The following is a 26,847-nucleotide window of genomic DNA, read 5'->3' on the forward strand; positions in this document are numbered from 1 at the left end:
GGGTGCGAATCGACAGAAGGGGTGCGAGGCTCGGCGACTTCAGGTCTTGGTGCGCCGCGCGAAGAGAGCTGCGGCGCAGAGGTATCCGAGGATCGCGAGGCCAACGGACCAGAGCACCGCCGACCCGGTGCTCGACGATCCGGCGGCGGTGAGCTGGGCGCGGATCGTATCGATCACCGGGGTCGCCGGCTGGTGTTCGGCGAAGCTGCGCAGCCAGGAGGGCATCGTTGCGGTGGGCACGAAGGCGCTGCTGATGTAGGGGATGAACATGATCGCGTAGGTGAATCCGCCTGCCGCCTCCGGGTTTTGGGCGAGCAGGCCGAGCGCCACCGCGATCCAGGTGATCGCGGTGACGAAGAGCACGATCACCAAGAGCGCCAGCAGCCAAGCGGAAAGTCCCGCACCGGAACGAAATCCGAGAATCACGCCGGCCGCGAAGACGAGGGCGACCGCGACCATATTGCGCAGCATCCCCTCCCCCGCGTGCCCGGCCAGCAGCGCCTGACGGAACATCGGCAGGGTGCGGAATCGATCCACAGCACCGGTGCGCAGATCGGTCGCCACCGCGGTCGCGGTGATCGATGCGCCGAAGCCGGTGCACAACAAGATGATTCCGGGAATGACGTAGTCGAGGTATGGCCCGTCCACCTGGATCGCGCCGCCGAACACGTAGACGAACAGCAGCATGATCAGCACCGGAAGCAGCATCGAGATCAGCAGCGTGTCCTTGCTGCGCATCGTGTGCCGCAACGCACGGCGGAACATCACCGCAGAGTCGGCGAACGCCATGCCCAGCCGGTTCATGCCTTCGCGTTTGCGGCGTCTTCGATGATGTCGGCGGTGCGCGAGGTCGCGTTGGCGTTCGATTGCAGCTCTGCGGCAAGAGCTTTCACGCGTTGCGCGGTCCCGTCCGTGAGCAGCGTGCCGATCCCGGCGGCCAGTTTGTCGCGGTCGAGTTTCTGGAAGCTGACGTGCGAGCCGACGCCGAGGCGCTCGACCTGACCGCCCCACATCGGCTGGTCGAACGACACCGAACAGACCATGGTCGGTAGGCCTGCCCGCAGGCTTTCGAAGGTGGTGCCGATACCGCCGTGGTGCACGGCCGCGACGCACACCGGGAAAACGATGTCGTGCGCAAGCGGGCCGACCACCTTCACCCGCGGGCCGGTCTGCGCGTCGGCGGCGGCCAGGTCGCTCCAGCCCGCGCTGACCAGACCGCGGATGCCGAGCTGCTGGCACACCTGCTCGACCATGGTCAGGACGCTGCGGGTGTCCCGGATGGGCATGCTGCCGAAGCCGAAATACACCGGCGGCGCGCCCTCGGAGATCCAGGCGATCACCTCGCCGTGGTCGGCGGCCAGCTCGCCGAGTGCTTCGCGGGCCGTGCGCTCCAAGGGCAAGAACCCGACGATCGGCCTGCGCTCGCCCCACTCCTCGGCCAGCCCAGGCACCAGCGCGCGATCGTAGATCTGCACCTCGGGCACGCCTTTACGGTCGAGCACGGCGGCGGGGCTTGCGGCCGAGCGCGGCAGGCCGAGTTCCGCGCGGAGCTGGTTCAGGTACCGCATGAAGACCACGCGGCGCAGGTTCTCGGCGAGCAGCCAGGTGGCCTTGTTCACCGCGCCCGGCGGCTGCCAGTGCGACGGCAGCGCGCCGGGAAACGGGTAGACGGAGTTCTGCCGACAGGGAAAGCCGTGCAGCGTGACCATCGGTACCCGCATCGCCTCGGCCACCGAGGCGGCCCTGTCCTCGGTGAGCATGGTCGACACGATCACGTCTGCGCCCTCGCAGACGCCGATGACCTCACGGTTCATCTGCTCGGCGTAGTCAGCCATCTGCTTGCCGACCAGCTGCATCAGCCGGAAGCTGCTGCCAGCCGCCAACGCGCGCTGGCCTGCGTCGGAGGAATAGAGCTGCTGGACGTCCGGCCCGCAGCGCACCGCGGCCAACCCGGTGCGGGTCGCGAAGTCGACCAGGTTCGGCGGCGCGCCGACGAACACGTCATGGCCGCGCCTGCGCAGCTCCAGCCCGAGCGCCACCGCGGGCTGCACGTCGCCGCGGGTGCCGGTCAGCGGAATCGCCACTTTCATGCCTGCTCCTGTACTCGGCGGGCAACCCGACGAGCGCCACACGATTGGCGCTCATGAGAAGTCCCATGTCCGTACCGTGGTCCCATGCACGTCGCGCTGTTCACCGACTTCCATCCCGCCACCCTCGGCGGGATCCAGACCTCGGTACATGCCCAGCGTCGCGGGCTGGAGCGGCTCGGCCATCGCGTTACCGTATTCACCGCGCCCACGCCGGAATCTACCGAACCGGACGAAGACCTGGTGGTTCTTTCCGCACTCGCGGGTCTCGCGGTGAACGGATTCGCCATGGTCCTGCCGACCCCGGCGAACGCTCGGCTGATCGATGCGGCCTTCGCCGAACGCGGGCCGATCGACGTCGTGCACACCCAAACCACCTACGGGGTCGCCATCGCAGGCCTGCGCGCGGCCCGCCGCCACGGGATCCCGGTGGTGCACACCGTGCACAGCCGCGACGACGTCTTCATCGCGCACACCTCCCCCGCGCCCTATGTTTCGGCGCTCAGCATGCGTGCGCTGCACGGCCGCTTCGTTTCCCATCGCGGACGGATGCCACGCACCAACGAATCCAGGGCGGCCAGGCATGCTTGGCGCACCATGGTGGCCCAGGCACAGGCGGCCGATCAGGTCATCGTGCCGACCAAGCATTTCGCCGAGCGGATCATCGCGCACGGACTCACCCATCCGATTCGGGTGATCTCCAACGGGATTGACGACGGTGTGCTCGACGGTGCCCGGCTCGCCGCGAACGGCGCCGCCGGGCCGGCCGGTACGACACCGTCGTACTCCGACACGACGCCGCTGCGGGTGCTCTGGTGCGCCAGGCTTTCCGGCGAGAAACGACTGCTGGAGGCCATCGCGGCGGTGCGGCTCGTCGAGAACTGCACGTTCGACATCTACGGCACCGGCGACCTGTGGGATCAGGCGCGTGCGGCGATCGACAGCGGCGGCCTCGGCGACCGAATCCGGCTGCACGGAGCGGTCGGACAGACGGAATGCCTGGCCGAGATGGCGAGGCACGACGTATTGCTCTTTCCCTCTTCAGGTTTCGATACGCAGGGCATGGCGTTGCTGGAGGCGGCGGCCATGCGCCTGCCTGTCGTCTACTGCGATCCGGATCTGGCCGAGACGGTCCCCGACGGGGGCGGTGTCTGCACTCGTAACCCCTCGATCGCGGCGATCACCGAGGCACTGCGCGACCTCGCCGAGGACCGCGCGCAGCTGCTGCCGATGCGTAAGGCGCTCAGCGACCGCGACGACTCCGCGCGGCAGTCACACCTCACCGAAGCCATCCTCTCGATCTACACCGATCTCACAAGAAGCACGAAACACGCTATGCCGCAGTCTGTTCCCCATGTTCCCACCGCCCACGGGCGACTTCCTCTGCTCGGGCACAGCGTCGCAGCGCTGCGTGACGGGCTGACCTTCGTGACGTCGCTGGCCGAGGTCGGCCCGATCGTCCGGATCTACCTCGGCCCGCGACCGGCCTACGTCTTGACCACCCCCGAGCTCATCCGCGAGCTGAGCTTCGGCGAGGCAGGCGAATTCCATCGCGAGGAGCTCCGCGACGCGATCAAGGAGGTCATTCGCGGCGCGTCCAACGTGCTCAGCGGCACACCGCACGAGCTACGCCGCCGGATGATTGCGCCCGCGTTGCGGCAACGCCGATTGAACGAATACGCCGTGGTCGCCGCCGATCTCGCGAACAGCTGGTCGAGTGGGCTACGGCAGGGCGACCAGCTGAACCTGGTCGACGAAGCGCATCGGCTGGTTCTCGACACGATCTCCTCGACCCTGTTCACCGCCGAATTCGGCGCGGACGCGAAACGAGAAGTGCAGCAGACCATTCCATGGCTGCTCGGCCAGGTCATCCAGCGGGCCGCGCTGCCGCCTCCGGTCCGGCGCATGCGTGTCGTCGCCAACCGCCGCTTCACCAGCAAGGCGCGCAGGCTGCGCGCCGAAATCGGCACCGTGGTCGCCGAATACCGCCGTGCCGATCGCGATTTCCACGACGTGCTCTCTGCGCTGGTGCGCCACAGCGACCCGGAGACCGGCACCAAGCTCTCGGACGAGGAGATCATCGACGAGCTCCTGCTGATGCTCGCGGCCGGTGTCGGCTCCACCGCGTCGATCCTCGGCTGGGTGTGGCACGAGATCATGCGGAATCCGGAGATCGCCGCCGAATTGCACCGTGAGCTGGCCGATTTCGTCGGCGACGGCACGGTCACCCCCGATCATGTTGCGACGCTGCCCTATCTGCGGCTGGTGGTGCTGGAAACACTGCGGTTCTGGGGACCGTGGGTCAGCACGCACACCGCTGACGGCCCCGTCACCCTCGGCGGCACCACGCTGCCCGACGGCGCCATGGTGGTGTACAGCCCGTACATGATTCACCACAACCCGCGCTACTACCCGGACCCGGAGACCTTCGATCCCGATCGCTGGTTTCCCGGTCGGGTCGAGGAGATCGACAAGAAGGCGATCCTGCCGTTCGGTGTCGGCACGCGGCACTGCCCCGGCAACAACTTCGCGCTGATGACCATCACCCTCGCCACGGCCGCCCTCTTCGCCCGCTGGCAGCCGGTGGCCGACCCGAATTACCGGGTGCAGCCGTCGAATCGCGATTTCGTCGCCGCGCCGTCGCGGCTGCCGGTGGTGCTGCACGCGCGCGGGCGTCGATGAATTCGCCGCAGCCGGGCCGTCAGCACAGGTATGGACACTACGAATCTCGCTGATCTCTATTCGCTGCCGGAGCTCGAGTGGTCGGCCATCAGGACCCGGCTCGATCAGAACATCGACCAGGCGCCCGGCTCCGGCGGCCTCGATCGGCATACCTGCTGGCTCACCACCATCAATGCCGACGGCAGCCCGCATCCGACCGCGGTCGGCGCGTTGTGGTTCGACGACGCCTTCTGGTTCGTCACCGGTGCGCGTTCTCGCAAGGGCCGCAACCTCGCCCGCGATCCGCGCTGCACGATGAGCATTTCGACCCACGAGTTCGACCTGGTGGTCGCGGGCGAAGCCGTGCAGATCACCGACGCGGCGATCGTGGCCGACCTCGCCGCGCGCTGGGCGGCAGGCGGCTGGCCCGCACGCGTCGACGAGACCGGTCAGGCGATCACCGCGGAGTACAGCGCTCCCTCCGCAGGCCCGCCGCCGTGGCACACCTACCGGCTCACCCCGCGCTCTGCGCAGGCCGTTTCGGCGGTTCTGCCGGGTGGCGCCACCCGCTGGCGGTTCTGACGCGGCCGGGCTCCCTGGGACCCGTTCGGCGCGAGACCGGCACCCCGGCCACGTACGCTGCTTGGTGCCGATCAACGACCGAGGGAGTCGCGTATGGCGTCCGACCGACCGAGCATGCCGCCCCAAGCGCTGATTCGGGCCGTTGAGCTGGCGCGCAACGGCTTGGCCTTCGCCTACCGCAAGCTGGTGCCCGGCCGTATCGCGCTGATGGAGCTCATGGCCGCCGGTTGGTTGACGCAGGCGATCCATGCCGCCGCCGAACTCGGCATCGCCGATGCGCTGGCCGACGGCCCGCGCAGCGGAGCCGACCTCGCACGGACGATCGGCGCCGACGAGGACGCCCTGCATCGGCTGCTGCGGCTGCTGATCGCGCACGGCATCTTCACCAGGCGTCGCGACGGGAAGTACGCGCTCACCTCGATGGCCGAGGCGCTGGTGCGCGACGGCGATGTCTCGCTGCGCGACGCCGCCCTGTTCTTCGGTTCGCCGACGCACCGTGCGCATTGGTCGCAGCTCGTCGACGCGGTGCGCACCGGCAAACCGGTAGGCGTTGTGGTGCACGGGATGTCGTTCTTCGAGCAGATGCAGTCCGACCGCGAGCTCGCCATGCTGTTCGACAACGCGATGACCAGCATCGGCACCCTTTCGCTGGCACCGCTGGTCGCGGCCTACGACTTCGGGCGCTTCGACACCGTCGTCGATGTCGGGGCAGGCGAGGGCACCATGCTCATCGAAATCCTGCGCCGCGCACCGCAATCCAGCGGCATCCTGTTCGACTTACCGGATGTGGCGGACGCGGCGGCGAGCAAGGTGGCCGACGCGGGGCTGGTCGAACGCTGCGCGATCGAGCGCGGTTCCTTCTTCGACGGCGTGCCGCCGGGCGGCGATGCCTACATCCTGAAACACATCCTGCACGACTGGCCGGACGAGGACGCGGGCCGCATCCTGGCGAATGTCCGCGCGGCAATGAAACCCGATGCCCGCCTGCTGATCATCGAGCTGGTCCTGCCGGAGCATCACCGGCCGCATCCAGGCAAGCTCATCGATTTGGAGATGCTTGTCAACACGGGCGGCCGCGAGCGGACCGCCGCCGAATACCGGACCTTCCTGGCGCGCTTCGGTTTCACGCTCAAACGGGTGATCCCGACCGCGTCTCCGGACAACATTCTCGAAGTCGAAGTGTCATGACGGCGTTCATGATCAGGAGAACTGGCATCGAACGCTGCTCGTGAAATACCAGCCCTCCTGATCATGACGCGAATACCCGCGTCCGCGGCGCGGAAACACCTGGGGCTTCGACACAAGTCCTAACGCGGCAGGACGGCGACGACGACCGTGGTCACGACCTTGCTGACCGCATCGGCTTCTGGCGGTACACCTTTCCGATCGGCGAACAGCATGTGCCCGGCGCCGATCAATGTCGGCGCGAGCGTGGCCACGTCGGCGTCCGCGGTGATGCGACCCAATTCGCGCTCGGCCGAGAGGTATTCGGCGATCATGGCGGCGACCTCGGTGAGCAGCGGAACTCCGGTCGGCCTCGACTGACGCAGCCTGGCGCGCAGTTCGTCACGGAAGGTGACGAGGCTGACGATCGAGACGGCGACCGTGCCGAACACGGATATCAGTGTGCCGGTGAGGTTGTCGATCACCGTGCCGGTGCCCGCCGACGCGCGCAGGTCGGCGGACTGGTGCTCGATCCGCGCGATGCGATCGAGCACGAGTTCGGCCAGGAAGTCGTCGAAGTCGGCGAAGTGCTTGTGCAGCACACCTTTGGCACAGCCCGCCTCGGCGGTGACCGCGCGACTGGTCAGCGCGCTCGGCCCGTCCTGCAGCAGGACGCGCTCGGCGGCGTCGAACAGCTGCGCGCGAACGTCGCGCATGGCCACTCCTGTTGGCACTGAGTCCCTCTCCTAGTTGCCGATTCGCCCGAAACGGTTGACGAGTGGGCATGCGCCCATTCATAGTGGGCGCATGCCCACTGTACCGTCGGAGCAACCCGTCCACTCCCACCAGCACCGAAAAATGGCCGAGTCGTTCGGGTCGGACCCCGCACGCTACGACCGGACCCGACCGCACTACCCGCCCGCCATGGTGGCGCGGATCCTCGCTGCCTGCCCTGGACCCCGCGTCCTCGACGTCGGCATCGGCACCGGCATCGCCGCAGGGCAGTTTCACGCAGCTGGCAGCCACGTACTCGGCGTCGAGGTCGACGCACGGATGGCCGAGTTCGCGCGACAGCGCGGCTACGAGGTCGAGGTGGCGACGTTCGAAGCATGGGATCCCGCAGGGCGCACCTTCGACGCGGTCATCGCCGGACAGACCTGGCATTGGGTTGACCCAGTCGCTGGGGCGGCCAAGGCTGCTGACGTGCTGCACCCCGGCGGCGTCCTTGCCGTGTTCTGGAATGTCGGGGAGCCACCCGCGGAGCTGAGGGCTGTGTCCGCCGAGATCTATCGCAAGGTGCTGCCCGACTCGCTGGTAGCCCGCTGGGCGGCGACCAAGCCGGACGCGAACGCCTATACGTCCATGTGCGACAAGGTAATCGAGGGGATGCAGGCAGCCGGCCAGTTCGCGACGCCGCAGCAGTGGCAAGTCGATTGGGAACAGTCCTACACCCGTGACGAGTGGCTTGACCAGATGCCGACCCAGGGCGGCCACGCCGAATTCTCGCCTGCCGCGCTGGCCGAGGTGCTCGCGGGCACCGCCGCCGCCATCGATGTGATGGGCGGCAGTTTCACGATGCGCTACACCACGGTGCTCGTCACCGCGACGCGCACTCTTACCTCACAAAAGCGCGCGTCGTGATGCCGAGCATGCCGTCGGCGACACAGGACGCGCGCATCGGCTGGCCCACTGCGGACGGCGCCGAATCGGCGCCCGAGTAGGGCCCCAATACCGGGGAGCCCGGCGCGGCCGGAGTGCTGATGCCGAGGCATTCCACCTCGAGGCTGGCGGTGCCGTCGCCCTCGTGACAGAGCGCAACGGCATCGGTCACACCTCTGTCGATGAAGCATCCGCCCGGGTCGGCTACGGCGGGAGCGGCGGTAACGAGGCAGCAGCCGAGCGCGACCAGGCAGCCACCTCCGACGATGCGCCGCAGCGTGGAACTCACATGAACCCCTTCCTCAGCGAACGTGTCCGGCGTCGGCCCGGACCGCCGTCTCAGCATGCAGACCACATCGTCTTCGCGTATTCCACCAGACCTGGCGTCTGCCGAGGTGGAACACGACGGTGGTTTCCGCAGACGTTTCCCGTGCGCCCGGTTACGGCAAGGCCAGGGCTTGGCCGATCAACGCGAGATACAGAGCGAGGATGAAGACGACCGCAGGCAGCACCGGGTACTCCACACGGTCGCTGGAGCGGAATTTCAGCGCGCCGAACGCCGGGACCAGCAGCAGCGGCACCGGCAGCCAGGCGACGATCGACGCGGGCGCGGCATAGTCCCACGGTCGCACGAGGACGAGATCGCACAGCACCGCGGTGAACGCGCACAGCAGCGACGCCGCCGCACTTCCCTTGGCGCCGAGGGCATTCGAGTACAGCAGTTCATCAGGACGGCGCATCCGTGAGGTCTTCCTGGCGAACTCGAACTGCAGGAACGCGCCCGCGAAGATCACCGCGGTCGCTGCCGCCTGCCACTGCGCGCGCACCTCACCGGTGTCGATCGCCGAGACCACGACATAGCCCGTCACTAGCAACTGCACCGGATAGGTGACGACAAGGTTCACCAGGATGTGCGTGCGTACGGTGCCGGACAACCGCTCTAAACCCCACAGTGCCAGACCGTAAACCATTGCGACAGTGATCATTACGGCCGAACCGACGGACAAGGCGAGGCTGGCCGCGACGGCGCCGACCGCGATGAGGCCCATCGCGACCCGCAGGTCGACGGCACTCACCGCGCCGGTCACCAGCGGACGGTCCGGGTTGTGCACGCGGTCGTACTCGAGATCCTTCTGCTCGTCGACCATGCGCAGATACAGCAGGACGAACGCGACCACCACGATCCGGAGCACGGTCGCGCCGGTCGGCCGCCACGCCGAATCCGGTTGTGCCGCCAGCGCCGCCGTGCCTTCGAGCGCGAGAACCCACAGCACGCCGTAGAGCAGGTAGTGCGGCTTGTACATCACCGCGGTGAACCGGGCGATCCGTCGGGCGGACGCCAGCGAACCGGTCACGCCCACCGATCCCACCTGGTCACCTCGGCTGCGGGCGCACGTCGCCCAGGCCTATCGGCGCCGGGCAGCAACTGCGCGACCGGGAGCATGGCCACCTGCGTCACCTCGTCGAAGGGGATGCCGAGCAGCTCGGCGATCTCCCGCTCATAGGCGAGGTGGGCGGTGGTCAGGCAGGAGCCGAGCCCACGGTCGCGCAGCGCGAGCATGAAGTTCCACGCCGCAGGAAAGATCGACCCGTAGAAGCTGGCCAGCCGCAGCGCCGACACCGGCTCGGGCAGGCGGCCGAGCGAACAGACGAGCACCAGCGCGGGCACCTCGGCCAGGTGCTCCGCAAGGTACTGGCCGGAGTCGAGGTCACGGAGCTGATCGGGGCGCGGCGAACGACCGGACAGGTTGGCGGCGAACCCTTTTCGGTAGTACTCCGCGATCCGCTGCTTGGTCGCGGAGTCCTGGACGATCAGGAAGCGCCACGGCTGCCGGTTGCTGCCGCTCGGCGCCTGGATCGCGATATCCAGGCACTCCAGCAGGTCTTGCCGCTCGACCGGGCGGGAGAGGTCGAGGCGGCGGCGGATGGACCGGGTCGTGCTGAGCAACTCGGTGCCCATCAGCAACCGCCTTCCGGCTGGTCGATGCCTGCCAGCGGGCCCGCGGTGTCGAAACCCAGTTCGTCGTCGGCGAATTCGAGATCGATGCGAGCCGCGACCGCGTCGCACTGCCGGATCTCGCAGTGGATCACGGTGCGGTCGGCCTGCTGTCCGGTGATCTCGGCGACGCATTCGGCGGGGCGATCCAACTCCACGAACCGCTCGAAAGCGCTGCCGACGCACTCCAATCGCGGTGCCCGGTGCAACACCATGGCCAGCGCGGTCTGCCTGCACGCCTCGATCAACAGACTGCCTGGCACATGGTCGAGTTGGTGATCGAACAGGAACGGGTGCCCGAGATCCGGGACAAGCGCCGAGCTGGCGGTCGCCCCGGTCACCAGAGGCGGGCTGATGACGACGTTGCGCCAATTCTCCCGCCCGACCTCGGCCGCGGGCGCCCGATCGACGAGCGCGGAAGCGCCACGATACGGCCCGAGGTCGAGGTTTTTGCGGAAACTGCCGCGCAGTCCCGACCACTGTCGCGGCGTGACCCAGGAGAACGAGCCGTCGACCGTCATCATCGACTCTGCGCCACAATCGATTTCGAGCACCATGTCCAGGCCGTGCAGTGTGTCACCGTGTGCGTGCCTACGCGGCACCCGTGCCCGCATCACCAGGTCGGCAGGCGCGGTGCCGATTTCCCACGCACGCGTGTCCGCACCGGTGCCGTTGAAACTCCGCACGATGAACGCCATATCACTTGGCACACCGTAGAACTCGTGGGTCAGCGCGATCGCGGCCTGTCTGGCCGCCTCCATCACCAGCAGCGGGTCGTGGCGCAGCCCGAGCGAGCCGAGGTGGTCGCCGTAGTAGGCGTGCATCCTCGGCAGCTGGGCACCAACGACGAACTCGTGCTCGGCCACGGTGTCCAACGAGGTGACGAACACCTCGGACACCGCACAGCGATGCGCCAACCGGCGCGAGATCGTGCGCAGATGGGTTGCGGTCTTCACTGCTTCCACGGCTGTCCCTCCAACCAATCTATCGCGGAAATCGGGCGCAGCGTTTGCGGCTGCGTACCGACCCGCATCGGGAGTACATAGGACCCGAGCACGATCACCGACCACGGATCGAGTTCCCTGCCGTCGGCCCATGCGGCGGCGAGCAGCCGTGCGCAGTCCACGTCGGCTTGTGGGTCGAACCCGGAAGGGGCAGGCGCACCGGCCCGTTCGAGGTCGAGCACGATCCGCTCGACCGCATCCGCGCGGTCGAAACTGCGCGCAGGAGTCTGCGCGTAGAGGTCGTCCGCGAGCGCGCCTGCCTCGGCCGAGCGGTCGATGCCCGCCCCCGCCTGCGCGATCACCGTCGCCCTGCGCTGCTCGTCCAGATAGATGGCGAGCTCCCGCAGCACATCGGCGGGATCGTCGGGCGAATGCACCAGATTCAGCAGATAGTTGTGCCGGCCGAGCAGATAGCGCAGCTCGCCCGGTACCCGCTTGCGCGGGTCGGTCGGCCCCTTCGCCTCGGTAAGGCGCACCGGGACAGGCAATTCCGCGTCCTCGCCGTGCACGACGAGGACGAGCACGTCCGAGATGCCGACAAGCAGGTCGGCCAGGCGCCTGCGCTCGGCGGAGGCGATATTCCAGGCGAAGTACCACAGTGCCCTGGCGATATGCCGGTCCACCGCGACTCGGAAGGCCGCGACAACCCGGAAGTCGTTGTCTGCCAGCCACTTCAGTGTCGGGTCGACAGACCTCGCGACGATGGCGTCCGGCTTGAGCAGCAGCAGCGAATGCTCGCGGGCGAACTTCGCCGCGTCGACGCCGAGTCGGTCGAGCTGATCGACCGTCTCCTGCAGGTAGGTGTCCCGGGCGTAGGCGACCACCTTCTCCGGCTGCGGCGTCAGGGTGGCGAGTAGCTCGCCGAGCGGCATACTCATCGATCCACTCCCCCGAGATCGATGCCGGCGAGCACCTCTTCGATCGACGGCAGCGGCACGCCGAGGTAGCCGGACTCCAGGCAGTAGTCCAGCAGTAGGCGCAGATACTCCTTGCCGCTCGACGGCGCCGACTGCCCTAGCAGCACTTCGGTATTCGTCGTCTCGAAGGTCACGCGGCGATGGAAGTAGCTGGTGTAGAGCGAGCCGATGCGCCGGTAGTACTCCCGCTCGATGCCGCCGAGATCGTCTTCGTGGAAGGTCCCCTCCGGCACGAAGGTCGCGACCTCGAACGAGGGATATTCGGCGAGCACGTCGGAGACCTCGCGCAAGGACAGGGTGTCCCGGCCGACCGCGTGGAAGGTGCGCTGGTGCGCCGAGTCGAAATCCAGCACGGCCGCGGCGATCACGTCGGCTACGTGATCGACCGGCGCCAGCGACAATGTCGCGTCGTAGCGGCCCGGCAGCGACCGCAACTTGCCCTCGACCATGAGTTTGACGACGGTGTAGAGGTTCTTGTACTCGCGGATCACGCCGGTGCCGGTCGCGCCGGTGACGATGCCGGGGCGCACGATCGACCACCGCAGGCCGAGCTCGCCCGCCGTGCGCACCAGGTGCTCGGCGTGAAACTTGCTTTCCTCGTACTGGTTTCCGAAGGTCTGGCCCGCGTCGAGCTCGCCCTCGGTGATCGTGCCGCTGCGATTGCCGCAGACGTAGGCGGTGCTCACGTAGACGAGGGGAACGTCCCAGGCCTTGGCCAGCGCGACCGCGTTGGCGGTGCCGCGCACATTCAGCTCGTGGTAGTCGGCGGGCGCGGCGTCGAAGGCTGTGGTCGCCGCGCAGTGCACGATGGTGCCGACCCGCTCGGACAGGTCCGTCGAATCACGCTCGGCCAAGCCGAATCCCGGCATCCGAATGTCGCCTGCCACCGGGCTGCCCGCGCCGAGAGCGGTGCCGTCGTTGCGGACGATGCGCGCGTTGCTGTGCAGCACCGCGGCGACGGGACGGGTGGCCGCAGCAAGGCGCGCTACCACCTCGGCGCCGACCAGCCCGGTCGCGCCGGTGACCAGAACCGTGTCGCGCCCGCCCATTCCGTCGTCGTGCAGCCGTTCGGTGCCGACATGTCCGAGCAGTCGGCTGTGCGCATTGTTCGCGTACCGCGCGCCCTCGTCGCTGGTCGCCGCGGCGAGCAGCCCCGCGGTGACGAGCGCGATGACGTCGCCGACCCGACGCACGCCGATCAATCGCTCCGGCTTGTGGCGCGGCAGGCCGAAGGCCCGCTCCAGCACGACGGTCAGCTCGGTCAATCGCAGCGACTCGAAACCCAGGTCCTCGACCAGCCTTTGGTCGTTCCCGGCCTCGGCCGGCGGGTCGGGGGCCATGGCGTGCACCAGGCTGCGTACCCGCTCGGCCACCGCGGCGTCGGCGACGGCGGTCATGGCTCTCCTCCTTCGCGTAGGTGCGGTTGCTGCCCGCCGGAGGCCAGCAGGTCGCGGGCCTCGTCGAGGGGCAGGTCGGTATCGAGATAGCCCGCGATGCGCAGCCAGTCGTAGCCGATCGCCAAGGTGCGCCGCCACTGCTCTCGCGAGTCGAAGGAGGCGGGGAAACCGGTGTCGGCCGAATCGGCGGCCACCGAGCGCACGGTCGTGACGAGACTGTCGAGTACGGCGAGCCCGGTGAACACGTCACCGCCCTTGATGAGCTCCGAGAAGCGCACCCGCCCCGCCGATTCCAGCTGCGCGAGCACGTCGGGGCCGGGTGCGCCTGCGGGCAGCACGCGACGGACGGTCGCCACCGGTGCGACGTCGGCGGGCAGCGGATGAACGCCGTAGGCGGACAACAGCACTCGCACGGCCATGGCGATCATGCGGTGCGCGGCGATGTCGGCGACCGCGCCCTGGCCGTTCTTCAACGCACCCGCCAGATCCTCGCGGGCGTTCTCCAGCACGATGTTCGACCACACCAACGCCAACGCGCATTCGGTGAAGCGGCGCGCGGGCAGCGGGGACAGTGTGGCGATGCCGTCGTCGCGGACTGCTCCGTGCACGCCGAGGGCGGGCACGCGCGCGGACGGGACCGGGGTGTACGGCTTCGCCGTCTTGCACATGGCAAGCGCGGGTGTGAGGACTTCGCCACGGCGCCATTGCAATCCAACGAAACCGAGCCGGATGAACTCGGCGAGCTCGGCGGTGCGGTCCTCCGGTGCGCGAGCGAGCACGGCGGCGAGCGAGTGACGGAACACCACCGAGCGCCAAGCGGCGGCGGCGCGGTCCGAGAGCGCGAAAACATCACTGTCGCCGCGGATGACGTGCAGTCGATCGCCGATCGTCCACGTGGTCACCCCTGGCACCCTGGCGAACAGGATCTGATCGGGATCGTCGGCGACGTCCGTGACACCGAGTGCTGTCGCGAGGTCGAGCAATTGCGTCCAGCCTGCGTCGTTCGCCGTCAACACGGCCGGGTCGGTGAGGTCGCGATAGCGGTCGATCAGATCGTCCTTGCCGATCCGATCCAGCTGCTGCGGCAGCCATTTCGTCTCGACGTAGCTCTCGCCGCAGCGCGCGGCCCAGCCCTTCATGGCTTGGAGCAAGCCGTCGCGCGCCCAGTCGATCGCCTCGTCGTGAACTTTCAAGGCACGCAAAGCGATGGCGTAGCGCAGGGCATGCCGCGCGCGGGCCGACCACCAGTCGGCGATCAGTGCGGTGAACACCGAATACGGCAGCAGCGCACGGAGTTCGTCGCAGTTGACGCCACCGGGCCGCACGACCGTCGCGCGCAGGAAGCGTTGACAACGATTGAGCAGATCCTCGTCGAGGCTCGTCGCTGTAGCAGCCTGCTCGAGCTGTCTGCGCAGCTGGGCCGCCGAGCGGGTGCGCACCTCCACCCGACGGCCATCGATGAACAGCACGGTCGGCAAGGTGGGCAGGTCGTCGCCACCGGGAGCGAGCACCAAGAAGTCCACGTCGGACCCCTCGTTCCCGAAGCCCTCGGCCAGCGAGCCCTCGAACAGCACGGTCGAATCCGGCGAGACCGCAACGCTGTCCAACGCGCGGTCCAACAGCTGGCGGACCCGTTCGGCGGCCAGCGATGGCTCGGGCAGCTCGGAGTCGCTGGTCCCCTGGCGCGGGCTGTCCGCAACCTCGTGCACAACCGCGTCGACGAGGGCACCGGCGCGGAACTGCTCCCACATGTACCGCCTGCGCGGCTTGCCGCTGGAGGTGCGCCGGATGACGCCGCGCGGTCCGGTGACGATGGTGACCGTCTGGGCGGGGCCGAGCTCGCTGCGAATGATCTTGCGGGCCTCCGCGATCCACTCCCCCGGTGCGGATTCGGCGAACAACGCGATGCCCTGCGCGCCGGGCTCGGTAATCGCGACGGCGGCGAGCTTGCCCTTGGTGCGGCCGGTTTCCTGGGCCACCCGCGATTCGATGTCCTCCATGAATACCGAGCGACCGCGCACCTTCAGGCTCGACCCCATTCGGCCGAGTACGAAAACCTCACCGCGATAACGGAATCCGGCGTCGCCGGAGTACAGCGCGCCGTCGATGATCCTGGTGGACGCGGTCTCGGAGACATCGGAGTAGCCCAGCGCGACCGAGTCGCCGACCACCACCATCTCCCCGAGCGTGCCGTCGGGAAGTTCACGGCCTTCCTCGTCGACGACCGTGACGGTCGAGACGGGCAGGGAATAGCCGAGTCCGGTGATCCAGCCCGCACCGTCGACCCGATGGGTGTCGTCGAGCAGTTGCTCGTCGAGGATGGTCACGGGTTCGCCGAAACGCAGCGTCGGGTTGTCGATGCGCAGGGCGGTGATCGGGCGATGCCGCGCCGAGGAAGTGACCATCAGTGTCGCCTCGGCCAGCCCGTAGGCCAGCGTATAGGCACTCATCGAAAAGCCCTGTGGTCCAGTAAGATTAGCGAACGATTGGAGGTCGGCGACCTCAACCGGCTCGGAGCCGACGGCCAGGGTGCGCCACCCGGATAGGTCGAGGTCGGCGATCTCGGCGGGCGAAACACGATGCGCCACATAGCCGAGTGCGAACGAGGGGGACGGTGAATGTTGCGCGTGCGCCATCGCGCGCAGCCAGCGCACGGGGTCGCGGACGAACTGGTCGGGGCGCATCAGGTACAGGTCGCCCTGGTTGGTAACGGTGGTGAGGAACGCGCCGACCAGGCCCATGTCGTGATAGAGCGGCAGCCAGGACACCATCGAGTCGCCGGGGCGCCACTCGACCAGCTCCGAGATCATCGCGACGTTGTTCGCCAGGTTGTGCCAGCTGACCCGCACCCCACGCGGCGCACCGGAAGAACCCGAGGTGAATTGCAGCAGGGCACATTCGTCGGGCTCGCCGAATTCCCGCTCTGCGGGCGCGGCACCCAAGGTCGACGCGTCGATCACCAGCGGCTCGTCGGTACGCCCCGCCGCCGTCGCGGCTTTGCGCACGAGCTGCTCGAATTCCGTTGAGGTGACCACTAATCGGGGCTCCGCCGCGGTCAGGATCGCGGCGATGTGGGCGATGATCTGGTCGAGGTCGCCGAACATGGGCGGCGCCACCGGGGTGAACACCCCGCCACACGCCCACACCGCGTAGAACGCGGCGACACACGGGAATCCGGTCGGCATGATGACGCAGGCGCCGTCGCCGCTGCCCATGCCGTGCTGCCGCATCAGCGCGGCGATCGACCAGGTGAGGTCGGCCAATTCGGCGTAACTGCGGAATTTCCAGCCGTCGGCCTCGTCGGCCAGATGAATGCCCGCTCGACCAGCCGGGCTGATCAGCCAATCACGCACGGCGGCAACATCTTTGTCATTGCCCATCGCGGACATCTCCTTCGGCCAGAACGGTAACGGTTCCGTGTGTGCCATCGACCCGAATGCGCATGCCGGTCCGTATCATTTTGGTGACATCCTTGACCTGGACCACCGTCGGCACCCCCAGCTCCCTTGCCACGATCGCGACATGGGTCAGCGGGCTACCACGCTCGATCACCAGCGCCGATGCCGAGGGCAGCGCGGCCACCCACCCGGGATCGGTCCGATATGCCACCAGGATGCCACCCGCGACGTCGCGTGGCTCGTCCACGACGATCGCGGTGCCCTCGACGACCCCGGCGGCCGACGGCGTGCCCGCGAACACGGTGCCCGCTTCGGCGGCGGGCGTATCGGTGATCGGCACCCAACCCTGGCTTGCCAGCTCGGCCCGGCCGAACGCCGAACCCGTTGTGACGAACCTGGCAGGCGCCACCAGCCCGGCGTCCTTGACCCGCTGCGCCTTTCGCGCGGCGACCAGGTCGCGTAATCCCGCGGTGTCGGCGCCTTCGTAACAACCGCGCAGCTCGTGCACGGTCAGGAAGAACACGTCGGCGAACTCTTCGATGGCACCGCGGGCAGCCAGATCGCGGCCCATCACCCGGATCATCCGCTTCACCATGCCGAAGGCCCTGGTGCGGCAGAACCGCAACCGCTCGCGGTGCGCGGCACAGCGAGATACCTTGCCGCGCAGACGTTCATAGACGCGCCGCCGCACACCGTGCAGGTGGCTGTCGAGGTAGTCCTCGGCCTCGTCCCGGTGACCGAGCGGCGCGTCCGGCAGCGCACTGCGCAGCATGACGAACAGGCTCGCCGGATCCTCGCGCAGATCCGGTGTCTCCAGCTTGAGCTCGTCCAGGCTGCGGTAGCCGTAGCGGTCGAGGTAGGCGTCCACCTGTTCGCGAAAGTCCGGTCGATCCGCGAGCGCGGGGTAGATCTGTTCCGGCGCGGTCGAATTCACCAGGGCGGTCAGCTCGGGGTCGGCGCGAGCCACGTCGGCGAGCGCCTTCATCGCGCGGGCCGGTTCGGCGGATTCGACATCGGCGCCGGGGCCGACCACCGCGTACAGGAACCACTCCGGCGCCTTCGGCAGCAGCACCTTGGTGAGCAAAAACATCGCACCGGTGCAGGTCAACAGGATCGCGTCGAGCACCATCAGCGGACCCCAGCGCTCGACGAGGTCCCGATCCACCGTGCGGTAAGCCGCATAGGCTTCGGCGCCGGACATCGTGGTGTAGTCGAGGGTGTCGTATGCGTCGTAGACGCGGTAGAAGTCGGTCATGAACTGTTCGACCACGGCGTCGATGCCGAATAGTCGGCGCAGGTAGGTCACCGTGGTGCGCGTCCGCGACCGTATCCGACCAAGCGGGTTGCGGAAGGTGAAGGGGCGCAGCGTCTTCGCGATATCGTTCGGCAGCGGTTCGGCGACCCCGAGTGCCGCCTCCAGCACCTTACGGTTGAGCGGATAGCCCGGTGCGACGCCGACCATGCGATACCAGTGCAGCAGGTTGTAGTAGACGCGCCCGTGAAAGTAGCCGAGCAACACCGGTGTCCACTGTTCGGTCTGGCGCACCTGTTCGTCGGGCACCTCCAGAGATTTCACGTAACCGTGGTAGACGCGGCCGTAGATGTCGGCCGCCGTCGTGAAGGTCAGCGGGGAGGTGAGGCCGTTGAAACTCTCGATGATGTTGGAGTTGTCCCAGATTCGCTGTGCACCGTCGGGCACGACCTCGCCCGCACCACGGATGAGCGCGTTCGGGCCTGCTCCCAACGCGGTGGTGATCGGCCTGGCTTGCAGCAACCACAGCCCCTCGCCGTCGAGTGCCCACTCCACATCCTGTGGTGTGCCGAACTCGGCCTGCACCTTTCGACCCAGCTCGGTGATCTCGGCAATCTCGGCGTCGGTCAGCACCGGCAACTCGCGGTGCGCCGCGTCGACGTCGCTGATCGCACACCCTTGCTCGCCCGTCGCCAGATACGACCGGTCCTTGTCTCCCACTACGGTTTCCAGCACCACACCGGAGGACTTGTCGACAACAACCGAGTCAGCGTCCACCGCACCGGACACCAGTCCCTCGCCGAGCCCGTAGACCGCGCTGATCATCAGCTCGTCCCGCGCGCCGCTGATCGGATTCGCGGTGAACAAGACGCCGCTGGCGCGCGCCGCGATCAGGCGTTGCAGCACAACGGCGACCGCGCCCGCCAGTGCCTGCTTGTTGGCGAACGCATAACGCAGCGACCGCTCCGAGAACGCAGAGACCCAGCAGTCCCGCACCCGATCCAGCACCGCATCGATGCCGTTGACGTTCAGGAAGGAGTCGAACTGACCCGCATACGAGTGATCCGGCCCGTCCTCGGCGACCACCGAGGAACGCACCGCGATCGATCCGCCGCCGAGCCGGGTATAGGCGTCGGTGACCAGCGCGCGGATCTCCGACGGCACCGGCGTCGCGGCGATCCGACCGCGCAGCGTGGCACCGGCGGCGAGTGCCGCATCGAGATCATCGAGGGCCACAAGCTCGGCCACTGCGTCGGCGAGTTCGCCGCGCGTCGTGAACTCGGCGAAGACCTCGGTGCCGAGCACGCTCCAGTCCGGGACCCTGAACCCGCTCGATCCGAGTTTGTGCAGGCCACGCACCTTCCCCCCACCGCGGGCAGCGATCGACGCTGGATCGGTCCACGGTCCGAGAACCTGCACGGCATCCTCCCATCACCCCTGATCATCGTGCCGCAACGGAGCTGCGGTACGGGTGGGCCGAGCAACAAAAGGGGTTGTTTGGATATATCCCAGAACTCACCCCAGTGTTAGCCCACAATCCGAAAGGCCCGGTACGTGTGGGTGCACCCGGCCCGGTGTGCTGCGGGTATTTCAGTGCTGCCGTTAAGCTACGAGATGTTTCGGTGGGTTCGGTGAGGATGTGATTCAGCGGTGAGTTGGACCTTCACGCCGGACGAGTTCGCCCACATCTGGCGCGAGACCGACCTCGACCGGCACCCGTATCCGCTGCGGATCCTGGAGACGCCGCGCACCGAGGACGAGGCCGACCGGCTGCGCGCAACCATGGACGCGCGGCTGCCGCTGCGTGCCGATCCCGACTTGAGCGCCTGTCTGCACATCTTGGCCGCACCACACACCAGGATCGTGGCGATCGGCGGCGCGCACCGGCCAGGCAGCGAGATCCGGCTGCTCGCCGCGGCGATCTACGACCGGGCCGTGCTCGTGGTGCAGGAAGCGGGCGCGACCCCGGATTTCGGCGGCCGCGTCCGGCTCTCCATCGGACACAGCGGCAAGCTCGGCGCGCGGATCGCCGGGCTGCTTCCGCACACGCCACCCGGCCGGGAACCCGCACGCTCGGCGCCGACCGCCGCGGTGCGCGACGAGGAAACGGTGGTCGCCGAACGGCCGGTGGCGCCGCGGATCCGCAAGCTGCTCCTGAAACCGCACAGCGCGGAAGGTCATATCCGGATAGAACCCCGGCTCGACAGCGATACGCCCGCACCACCGATCCACTACACCTGGTTCGACGTCCAAGGCGATGGGCGCTACCTCATCAAGGCCGGTGCGGAAGTCCACATCACCCCGGCCTCGGCCGAACAGATCGCCGCACAATTGCAGAAGCGGATCCACGCGTGAAACCCGTTCCAGGGACGCCGACCGGTAACCACTGCTGACCGGATGTTCGGCTTCGGGATAGTCTGAGTCCGACCGACCATCTCAGGGGTGTGCGATGACGATCGAGACCAGCCGAGCCGATATCGTCCGGTTCAAGCAAGCGGCCCAGGCAGGCACCATCCAATTCGATCCGGCCGCGGCGCGGCGTTGCGCCGACCAGTACGACAAACAGGCAGAACGGCTGGTCTACTTACAGCAGCGGCTCGAATCAGCCGCAGAACTCGGCGGATTCGGCGGATTCGTCTCCGCTCAGCAGTTACAGGCCGGGTTCAATCACAAGGCGCGGGATGCCGCGGCGTTGCTCGATCACTACATCGAGGCCGCCTACCGGATGAAAGAGGCCTTCCTGATCAGCGGCGGACTGCTCGACGAAGCCGACGCCGCCAACGCTGCCGCCCTGCGCGCGCTGGGATCGAGGACCACACGATGACCGGTGTCGACCCCGACTACATCAGCTCGATGGAGCACTTCGAGTCGATGAAGCACGAAGAGATCTACGCCAAAACCCAGCAGATCGACGCCGCCGAAATCCTGCGCGCCTCCGTCGCCTGGCTGGAAGTGGCAGGCACGCTCAGCACCTCGTTCCCACTCACCCGCGGCAGCGTGGACCGAGTGATGAACTCGATGGAATGGAAGGGCGCCACCGCCGACGCCGCGTTCGCCAGTGCCCGCAGCTTCGCGGCCTCGGTGGACGAGCTCGCCGCCGTGATGGGTCAGGTCGGCGCCCGGCTCGGTGGGGTCGCCGCCGCAGCCGAAGCGGTCAAGATCGCGGTCGCGCCGCCGGGCGGCTCGGGACCGATCGGGGCCGTCGCCCGACTACTCGAGGCCGCACACGTCATCGACGCGCAGATGGCCGAAGAGGCGCTGCGCCAAGAGGCGGTGCTGGCGATGAACATGGTCTACAAGCCGGCATATGGCATGGCAGGCAAGGCTGTTCCCGCGCTGCCGCCGCCACCGGAGCTGCCCAAAGAGGTCAAGCCGGTGCCCTCCGCGCCGCAGCAGGAGTGGACGTCACCGCCCGCTCAGCCGGAATACGCTCCGCCCCAACAGAATCAGCCGAGCTATCCGCCGGCCCAGCCGGACGGCCGCGGCCCGGACGGGACGACTCCGTCGCCCGCCCCCGCCCCATCGAGGCCGGAATCGCAAGCGCCGCCGAGCACTTCGACGCCGCAGCCCGATCCACAGCCGACCCCTGCCCCGTCAACGCAGCAGGCGCCACCGACCACGCAGGCCCCGCCGCCGACCACACAGGCTCCGCCGCCACCAACGACGCAGGCCCCGCCTCCGCCGACCGAGCAGGCGCCACCACCTCCGCCGACCACACAAGCCCCGCCACCACCAACAACAGAGGCACCACCGCCGCCACCGCCGTCGACCCAGCAGGCGCCGCCTCCCCAGCAGGCGCCGCCTCCTCCGCCTCCAGCGGGACCGACTGTGCCCCTTCCGGATCCAGGCGGCCAGCCAGGTGTCACCGGCCCGATCCCCCAGGAAAGCAACCAACAACAACCTCAGTCGACCACCAACCAACCAGGCGTCGTCCCCTCACAAAAGTGACGGGCTCACCGAGCCTGGAACCCGACCTGAGAGAAGGCCCCCCCTCGAACAGGCCATCACCGAGCCGACCGCCGCAATCCGCTCAGCCATGTCCCGTACGGCGAGCCACCAACTCCCGAACGGGACGCCATCGAGCCGACCCGCCACAATCCGCTCAGCCATGTCCCGTACCGCGAGCCACCAACTCCCGAACGGGACGTCACCGAGCCGACCCGCCACAATCCGCTCACCAAAGCCACGCTTACCCAGGTCTGGCAAAGAGCGAAAGACTCCCCGGCTCTACGGTCTCCTGTGAGTACGGCATCTTGGTGTGTGCACCGGATTAGCGTGGTTGCTTCGCCTGCCGTACCCGGCTGACCTCCGCAGTCAGTCACACGACCTCTCGTCTCAGCCGGGTCACTTGGCTGTGGTCCCGTCTCGAGAGCTTTCAAGATCAAAAACAGAGATTCAAGATCAAAGACTCTCGGCCGCACACTTTTTGAGTTCCCGCACACGATTTTGCAAGCCAGATCGTGTGCGGGAAGACAGAAAGTGTGCGGCTGCGGGGGTTTGCGATCAGAGGCTTCGAATCCGCACTCGTTCTATGGATTCGCACTCATTCTGGGCTGGCAGAAGGGGTGCGGATCGACCGAAGGGGTGCGGATTTCGGCGTTGAGGCGGGGCTGGCCGTGTTTGCCGGTTTTATGAGTACCGGCGATCCCGGTATGTGGGATCCAAGGGGTGGTATCTGGTCGAGGGGGTAATGGTGCAGGTGGCTTCTCGGGCGATGCCTGCACCAGTGCCCCTTGATCTTGAAGTCGGCTCCGCTACACAGGAATTGCGGGCGGGTTAGACCTTGACCAGGTCGTCGGCGTGGATTACCGGGCGCTGCATGGTGTCTGGGAGTTCGGCGGTGGAGCGGCCGAGCATGCCGGTGAGTTCGGTGCTGTCGTAGGCGACAACGCCGCGGGCGATGATGCGTTCGTCGGCGGCGACCAGGTCTACGACGTCGCCGCCGTAGAAGTGGCCGCGGAGGCCGGTGATGCCTGCGGCAAGGAGGGAGCGGCGGTCGGCCACCGCGGTGGCCGCGCCGTCGTCGATGAGGAGGGCGCCGCGACTGTCGGCGGCGTGGCGGACCCAGAACTTGCGGGCGGACAGGCGAACCGGGCGGGCGGCGAAGGCGGTGCCGACCTTGCCGGTGCTCAGGGCGAGGTCGGCGGAGGTGGCGGCGGCGAGCAGAACGGGGACGCCCGCGTCGGCGGCGAGGCGGGCGGCAGACAGCTTGGATGCCATCCCGCCGGTGCCGAGTGCACCACCGCTGCCTGCGATGACGCCGTCCAGGTCGGCGCTGCTGCGCACCTCGGGGATGAAGCTGGCCGCACCCTTGCGCGGGTCACCGTCGTAGAGGCCTTCGACATCGGAGAGCAGCACCAGCGCGTCCGCGCCGACGAGATGGGCGACCAAGGCAGCAAGCCGGTCGTTGTCGCCGAAGCGGATCTCTTCCGTTGCGACGGTGTCGTTTTCGTTCACCACGGCGATCGCGCCGAGGGAACGCAGCCGGTCCAGGGTGCGCTGGGCGTTGCGGTGGTGTTCCCGGCGCGCGAAATCGTCTGCGCTCAAAAGGACTTGGCCGACCGTGCGGCCGTAACGGGCGAATGAGGTGCCCCACGCGTGCGCGAGCGCCAGCTGACCGACGCTGGCCGCGGCCTGCTTGGTGGCAAGGTCGCGGGGGCGGCTGCTCAGGCCGAGCGGCGCGATGCCCGCACCGATGGCGCCCGAGGACACCACCACCAGTTCGGATCCAGCCCGCATCCTGGCTTCCACCGCGTCGGCGAGCCGATCGAGGCGTGCCGTGTCCAGCCCACCCTTCAGACTGGTGAGCGCAGACGAGCCGATCTTCACAACCACCCTGCGCGCGGACGCGATCGCTTCACGCGCTTCGCTTAGGCTTGAATCCGTTTCGGTAACACCAGAATTCACTGTCATAGCCCCTGAACTCCCTGCACAGCAAACGAATTCACCGAAACCCCGCTCGTTGTCCGAGACTGCGCCGAGTCGACCATCGGCGCGCCCACCAAATCCGTCATCGGTCCGACAACCAAATCCACCGACACCACACTCGTTGTCCGAGACTGCGCCGAGTCGACCATCGGCGCGCCCACCAAATCCGTCATCGGTCCGACCTCCGCCGGAACACCACTCGCTCGTGGCGCCACCGACTACTCCTCGTCGTCCTTGACCAGGCCACGCCGCACCCGCGACGCGTGCTTGCGCTCGGACGCACTGATCCGCTCGGACTGCTCCAACCGGATGTCGGTGCCGCGACCGGTGGGCACCATGTCGACGCCCGCCGAGATCATCGGCTCCCATTCGAAGGTCACGTTGCCGATGGTCACCGGGGCTCCCGGCTCGGCACCCTGCTTGACCAGCTCGTCCTCGACGCCGAGGCGGGCAAGCCGGTCCGCGAGGTAGCCGACGGCCTCGTCGTTGTCGAACTGGGTCTGCTTCACCCAGCGCTCCGGCTGCGTGCCGCGCACGATGAAACCGCCCGGCTCCTGCGGGTCCGCGATCACGCTGAAGCCGGACTCGTTGACCGCGATCGGTCGGATCACCGGACGCTTCGGCGCGGCCTTCGGGTGCTGCTCGCGGTACTGCAGCACCAGCTCGGCGAGAGCGAAGGTCAAAGGCCGCAAGCCTTCTCGGCTCACGGCGGAGATCTCGAAGACCGGCCAGCCGCGTGCGGTGAATTCGGGGGTGACCATCTCGGCAAGCTCGGCGGCGTCCGGCACGTCGATCTTGTTCAGGATCACCACGCGTGGCCGATCGGCCAGGTCACCGAGGTCGGCGTCGGCACTCAGCGCGGGCCGGTAAGCCGCGAGCTCCGCCTCCAGCGCGTCCACATCGGTGACCGGATCCCGGCCCGGTTCCAGGGTGGCGCAGTCGACGACGTGCGCGAGCACCGCGCACCGCTCCAGGTGCCGCAGGAAGTCGAGGCCGAGGCCACGCCCCTCGCTGGCACCCGGAATCAGGCCGGGCACATCGGCGACGGTGAATGTGGTGTCGCCGCTGGCGACAACGCCGAGGTTGGGCACCAGCGTGGTGAACGGGTAGTCCGCGATCTTCGGCTTGGCCGCCGACAGCACCGACACCAGCGACGACTTACCCGCGGACGGGAAGCCGACGAGTCCGACATCGGCGACGGACTTCAGTTCCAGAACCAGATCGAGCTCGTCGCCGTCCTCGCCGAGCAATGCGAACCCGGGCGCCTTGCGCGCCTTCGAGGCCAGCGCGGCGTTGCCGAGCCCGCCGCGGCCACCGCGCGCGGCGATGTAGCGGTTGCCCGCGCCGACGAGGTCCATCAGGACCTTGCCGTCACCGTCGAGCACCATGGTGCCGTCGGGCACCTTGAGCAGCAGCTCCGTCCCCTGCTTACCGTCGCGGTTGCTGCCCTCGCCCGGCTTGCCGTTGCCGGCCTTGGCGTGCGGATGGAAGTGGAAGTCGAGCAGGGTGTGCACGTTGGGGTCGACCTCGAGGATCACATCCCCGCCGTTGCCGCCGTTGCCACCATTGGGTCCGCCGAGCGGCATGAACTTCTCGCGAAGCACGGAAGCACAGCCGTGTCCGCCCTTACCGGCACGCACGTGCAAAACGACGCGGTCGATGAACTTGGACATGTGTCGAATCATCCTCCTTCAGGACTGGTCGAACGCAGAGGTGGGTGTCGGGAAACACACAGGGATGGTGGAGAGAACGCAAAAGCGGGCCAGGGTTTGCACCCTGACCCGCTCGGCTGTTGTCTGGAGAGAGTGAGGCGCTCAGGCCTCGACCGGCTCCGCGACGACGATGTTGACGGTCTTGCGTCCACGCTTCGTGCCGAACTCGACCGCGCCCGCCGCGAGGGCAAACAGGGTGTCGTCACCGCCACGGCCGACATTCACGCCGGGGTGGAAGTGGGTGCCGCGCTGGCGAACCAGGATCTCGCCCGCGTTGACCTTCTGGCCGCCGAAGCGCTTGACGCCGAGTCGCTGTGCGTTGGAATCGCGACCGTTCCGGGAGCTGGATGCACCCTTCTTGTGTGCCATAGCTGAATCTCCTCGGGATGTCTTACTTGATGCCGGTGACCTTGATGACCGTCAGCGGCTGACGGTGACCCTGACGCTTGTGGTAGCCGGTCTTGTTCTTGAACTTGTGGATGCGGATCTTCGGGCCCTTGGTCTGCTCGACGACCTCCGCGGCCACGGAGACCTTGGCCAGCTTGGCGGCGTCGGTGGTCAGGTCTGCCCCGTCGACGACGAGAACCGGATCCAGGGAGACGGACGTGCCCGGCTTGCCCTCGATCTTCTCGACCTTCACCAGGTCACCGACCGCGACCTTGTACTGCTTTCCGCCGGTCTTGACGATCGCGTACGTTGCCATCGGTCGGCTTCCTCCACTCGAATAAGTACAGTCATGTTTCTTCTCGCGACACAAGTTCGCGACGCGAGATGTTCTTGGCTGGCTTGCTGCGCGGGGCGTAATACAACGCCCATCGCCAGGCAGCGACCGACCAAGGTTACCAGAGCACCCCTTCATCGACCCAATCCGCCCGTCGGCAGCCTGCGAGCAACCGATTGCCTGCGGGGTTCGGCGCGTGCTCGACCGGATCGGTCGAGACTCGGCTCGGCTACGGATCCGGCTGCTGCTCAACGATTCGGCCGGTCGCACCCTCAGGGCGCGACCGGCCGAATCGAAGCCGTTGGCTCAGCTGCTACGCCTCCGCAGGCGGCGGACCCGCCGGACGGCCGACGGCACGGCGGCGCGGAC

Annotated in this window: 22 protein-coding genes; 7 read left to right on the forward strand and 15 right to left on the reverse strand. The window is 67.9% G+C overall.

The annotated features are described in order from the left end of the window. Positions 1 to 39: 39 nt before the first annotated feature. Both NA11_RS41345 and NA11_RS41350 read right to left on the reverse strand, forming a co-directional pair. Positions 40 to 804: an ABC transporter permease gene (locus NA11_RS41345; RefSeq protein ID WP_084655535.1), complete on the reverse strand. Its 765-nt coding sequence runs from the start codon at positions 802 to 804 to the stop codon at positions 40 to 42. Further along, positions 801 to 2,090: a glycosyltransferase gene (locus NA11_RS41350; RefSeq protein ID WP_069167575.1), complete on the reverse strand. Its 1,290-nt coding sequence runs from the start codon at positions 2,088 to 2,090 to the stop codon at positions 801 to 803. Before NA11_RS41350 ends, NA11_RS41345 begins: the two co-directional genes overlap by 4 nt. A gap of 84 nt (positions 2,091 to 2,174) precedes the next feature. On the opposite strand from NA11_RS41350, the gene NA11_RS41355 reads away from it, so the two are divergent. The 3 genes from NA11_RS41355 (at position 2,175) to NA11_RS41365 (ending at position 6,518) form a co-directional block, all read left to right on the forward strand. Then, positions 2,175 to 4,769, forward strand: a complete 2,595-nt coding sequence (locus NA11_RS41355) for a cytochrome P450 (RefSeq protein WP_069167576.1) — start codon at positions 2,175 to 2,177, stop codon at positions 4,767 to 4,769. A 30-nt stretch (positions 4,770 to 4,799) separates the two neighbouring features. Beyond that, positions 4,800 to 5,330, forward strand: coding sequence for a pyridoxamine 5'-phosphate oxidase family protein (locus NA11_RS41360; RefSeq protein ID WP_069167577.1), 531 nt, complete (start codon positions 4,800 to 4,802; stop codon positions 5,328 to 5,330). Positions 5,331 to 5,423: 93 nt separating this feature from the next. Further along, the gene (locus NA11_RS41365) at positions 5,424 to 6,518 is read left to right on the forward strand and encodes a methyltransferase (protein WP_069167578.1); all 1,095 of its coding nucleotides are present in this window, start codon (positions 5,424 to 5,426) and stop codon (positions 6,516 to 6,518) included. Between the two features lie 119 nt (positions 6,519 to 6,637). Here NA11_RS41365 and NA11_RS41370 read toward each other — a convergent pair whose 3' ends face one another. After that, entirely contained in the window at positions 6,638 to 7,210 is a 573-nt protein-coding gene (locus tag NA11_RS41370; protein ID WP_245746556.1) for a TetR/AcrR family transcriptional regulator, read from the reverse strand. Positions 7,211 to 7,301: 91 nt separating this feature from the next. Here NA11_RS41370 and NA11_RS41375 point away from each other — a divergent pair, with 91 nt between their 5' ends. After that, positions 7,302 to 8,135: a class I SAM-dependent methyltransferase gene (locus NA11_RS41375; RefSeq protein WP_069167580.1), complete on the forward strand. Its 834-nt coding sequence runs from the start codon at positions 7,302 to 7,304 to the stop codon at positions 8,133 to 8,135. Here the strand turns inward: NA11_RS41375 and NA11_RS41380 are convergent. The 8 genes from NA11_RS41380 to NA11_RS41415 all read right to left on the reverse strand — a co-directional run bounded on the left by NA11_RS41380 (position 8,110) and on the right by NA11_RS41415 (position 19,536). Further along, the gene (locus NA11_RS41380) at positions 8,110 to 8,442 is read right to left on the reverse strand and encodes a hypothetical protein (protein WP_069167581.1); all 333 of its coding nucleotides are present in this window, start codon (positions 8,440 to 8,442) and stop codon (positions 8,110 to 8,112) included. The genes NA11_RS41375 and NA11_RS41380 overlap by 26 nt on opposite strands. 151 nt (positions 8,443 to 8,593) lie before the next feature. Next, entirely contained in the window at positions 8,594 to 9,523 is a 930-nt protein-coding gene (locus tag NA11_RS41385; RefSeq protein WP_245746557.1) for a UbiA prenyltransferase family protein, read from the reverse strand. Continuing rightward, positions 9,505 to 10,113 carry a nitroreductase family protein gene (locus tag NA11_RS41390; RefSeq protein ID WP_069167583.1) on the reverse strand — a complete coding sequence of 203 codons (609 nt, stop codon included), beginning with the start codon at positions 10,111 to 10,113 and terminating at the stop codon, positions 9,505 to 9,507. Before NA11_RS41390 ends, NA11_RS41385 begins: the two co-directional genes overlap by 19 nt. Continuing rightward, positions 10,113 to 11,114: a ScbA/BarX family gamma-butyrolactone biosynthesis protein gene (locus tag NA11_RS41395; RefSeq protein ID WP_069167584.1), complete on the reverse strand. Its 1,002-nt coding sequence runs from the start codon at positions 11,112 to 11,114 to the stop codon at positions 10,113 to 10,115. The genes NA11_RS41390 and NA11_RS41395 overlap by 1 nt, the downstream gene beginning before the upstream one ends. Beyond that, positions 11,102 to 12,031 (reverse strand): nucleoside-diphosphate kinase, encoded by a 930-nt coding sequence (locus NA11_RS41400; RefSeq protein WP_069167585.1) that lies wholly within the window; start codon positions 12,029 to 12,031, stop codon positions 11,102 to 11,104. The genes NA11_RS41395 and NA11_RS41400 overlap by 13 nt, the downstream gene beginning before the upstream one ends. Continuing rightward, entirely contained in the window at positions 12,028 to 13,467 is a 1,440-nt protein-coding gene (locus tag NA11_RS41405) for an SDR family oxidoreductase (protein ID WP_245746558.1), read from the reverse strand. The genes NA11_RS41400 and NA11_RS41405 overlap by 4 nt, the downstream gene beginning before the upstream one ends. Beyond that, positions 13,464 to 16,847, reverse strand: a complete 3,384-nt coding sequence (locus NA11_RS41410; protein WP_069167595.1) for an AMP-binding protein — start codon at positions 16,845 to 16,847, stop codon at positions 13,464 to 13,466. Before NA11_RS41410 ends, NA11_RS41405 begins: the two co-directional genes overlap by 4 nt. Further along, positions 16,837 to 19,536: a phosphoenolpyruvate synthase gene (locus tag NA11_RS41415; protein WP_069167586.1), complete on the reverse strand. Its 2,700-nt coding sequence runs from the start codon at positions 19,534 to 19,536 to the stop codon at positions 16,837 to 16,839. Before NA11_RS41415 ends, NA11_RS41410 begins: the two co-directional genes overlap by 11 nt. 231 nt (positions 19,537 to 19,767) lie before the next feature. Between NA11_RS41415 and NA11_RS41420 the strand changes: the two genes are divergently transcribed. The 3 genes from NA11_RS41420 (at position 19,768) to NA11_RS41430 (ending at position 22,065) form a co-directional block, all read left to right on the forward strand. Further along, positions 19,768 to 20,472 carry an ESX secretion-associated protein EspG gene (locus NA11_RS41420; RefSeq protein WP_069167587.1) on the forward strand — a complete coding sequence of 235 codons (705 nt, stop codon included), beginning with the start codon at positions 19,768 to 19,770 and terminating at the stop codon, positions 20,470 to 20,472. Positions 20,473 to 20,566: 94 nt separating this feature from the next. Then, positions 20,567 to 20,941: a hypothetical protein gene (locus NA11_RS41425; protein ID WP_069167588.1), complete on the forward strand. Its 375-nt coding sequence runs from the start codon at positions 20,567 to 20,569 to the stop codon at positions 20,939 to 20,941. Beyond that, positions 20,938 to 22,065, forward strand: coding sequence for a hypothetical protein (locus NA11_RS41430; RefSeq protein WP_069167589.1), 1,128 nt, complete (start codon positions 20,938 to 20,940; stop codon positions 22,063 to 22,065). The genes NA11_RS41425 and NA11_RS41430 overlap by 4 nt, the downstream gene beginning before the upstream one ends. Positions 22,066 to 22,893: 828 nt before the next feature. Here the strand turns inward: NA11_RS41430 and proB are convergent. From proB to rplU, 4 genes are all read right to left on the reverse strand, one after another. Next, on the reverse strand, positions 22,894 to 24,030 hold the full coding sequence (gene proB / locus NA11_RS41435; RefSeq protein WP_069167590.1) for a glutamate 5-kinase: 1,137 nt from the start codon (positions 24,028 to 24,030) through the stop codon (positions 22,894 to 22,896). A gap of 233 nt (positions 24,031 to 24,263) precedes the next feature. Continuing rightward, complete coding sequence (obgE, locus tag NA11_RS41445) at positions 24,264 to 25,718, reverse strand: GTPase ObgE (RefSeq protein WP_069167592.1); 1,455 nt, start codon at positions 25,716 to 25,718, stop codon at positions 24,264 to 24,266. A gap of 141 nt (positions 25,719 to 25,859) precedes the next feature. Beyond that, positions 25,860 to 26,126, reverse strand: coding sequence for a 50S ribosomal protein L27 (gene rpmA / locus NA11_RS41450; RefSeq protein ID WP_014982626.1), 267 nt, complete (start codon positions 26,124 to 26,126; stop codon positions 25,860 to 25,862). Positions 26,127 to 26,148: 22 nt separating this feature from the next. Then, positions 26,149 to 26,460, reverse strand: coding sequence for a 50S ribosomal protein L21 (gene rplU / locus NA11_RS41455; protein WP_014982625.1), 312 nt, complete (start codon positions 26,458 to 26,460; stop codon positions 26,149 to 26,151). Positions 26,461 to 26,847 lie beyond the last annotated feature (387 nt).

It is taken from the genome of Nocardia altamirensis NBRC 108246 (genome assembly GCF_001612685.1).
GTDB lineage: Bacteria > Actinomycetota > Actinomycetes > Mycobacteriales > Mycobacteriaceae > Nocardia > Nocardia altamirensis.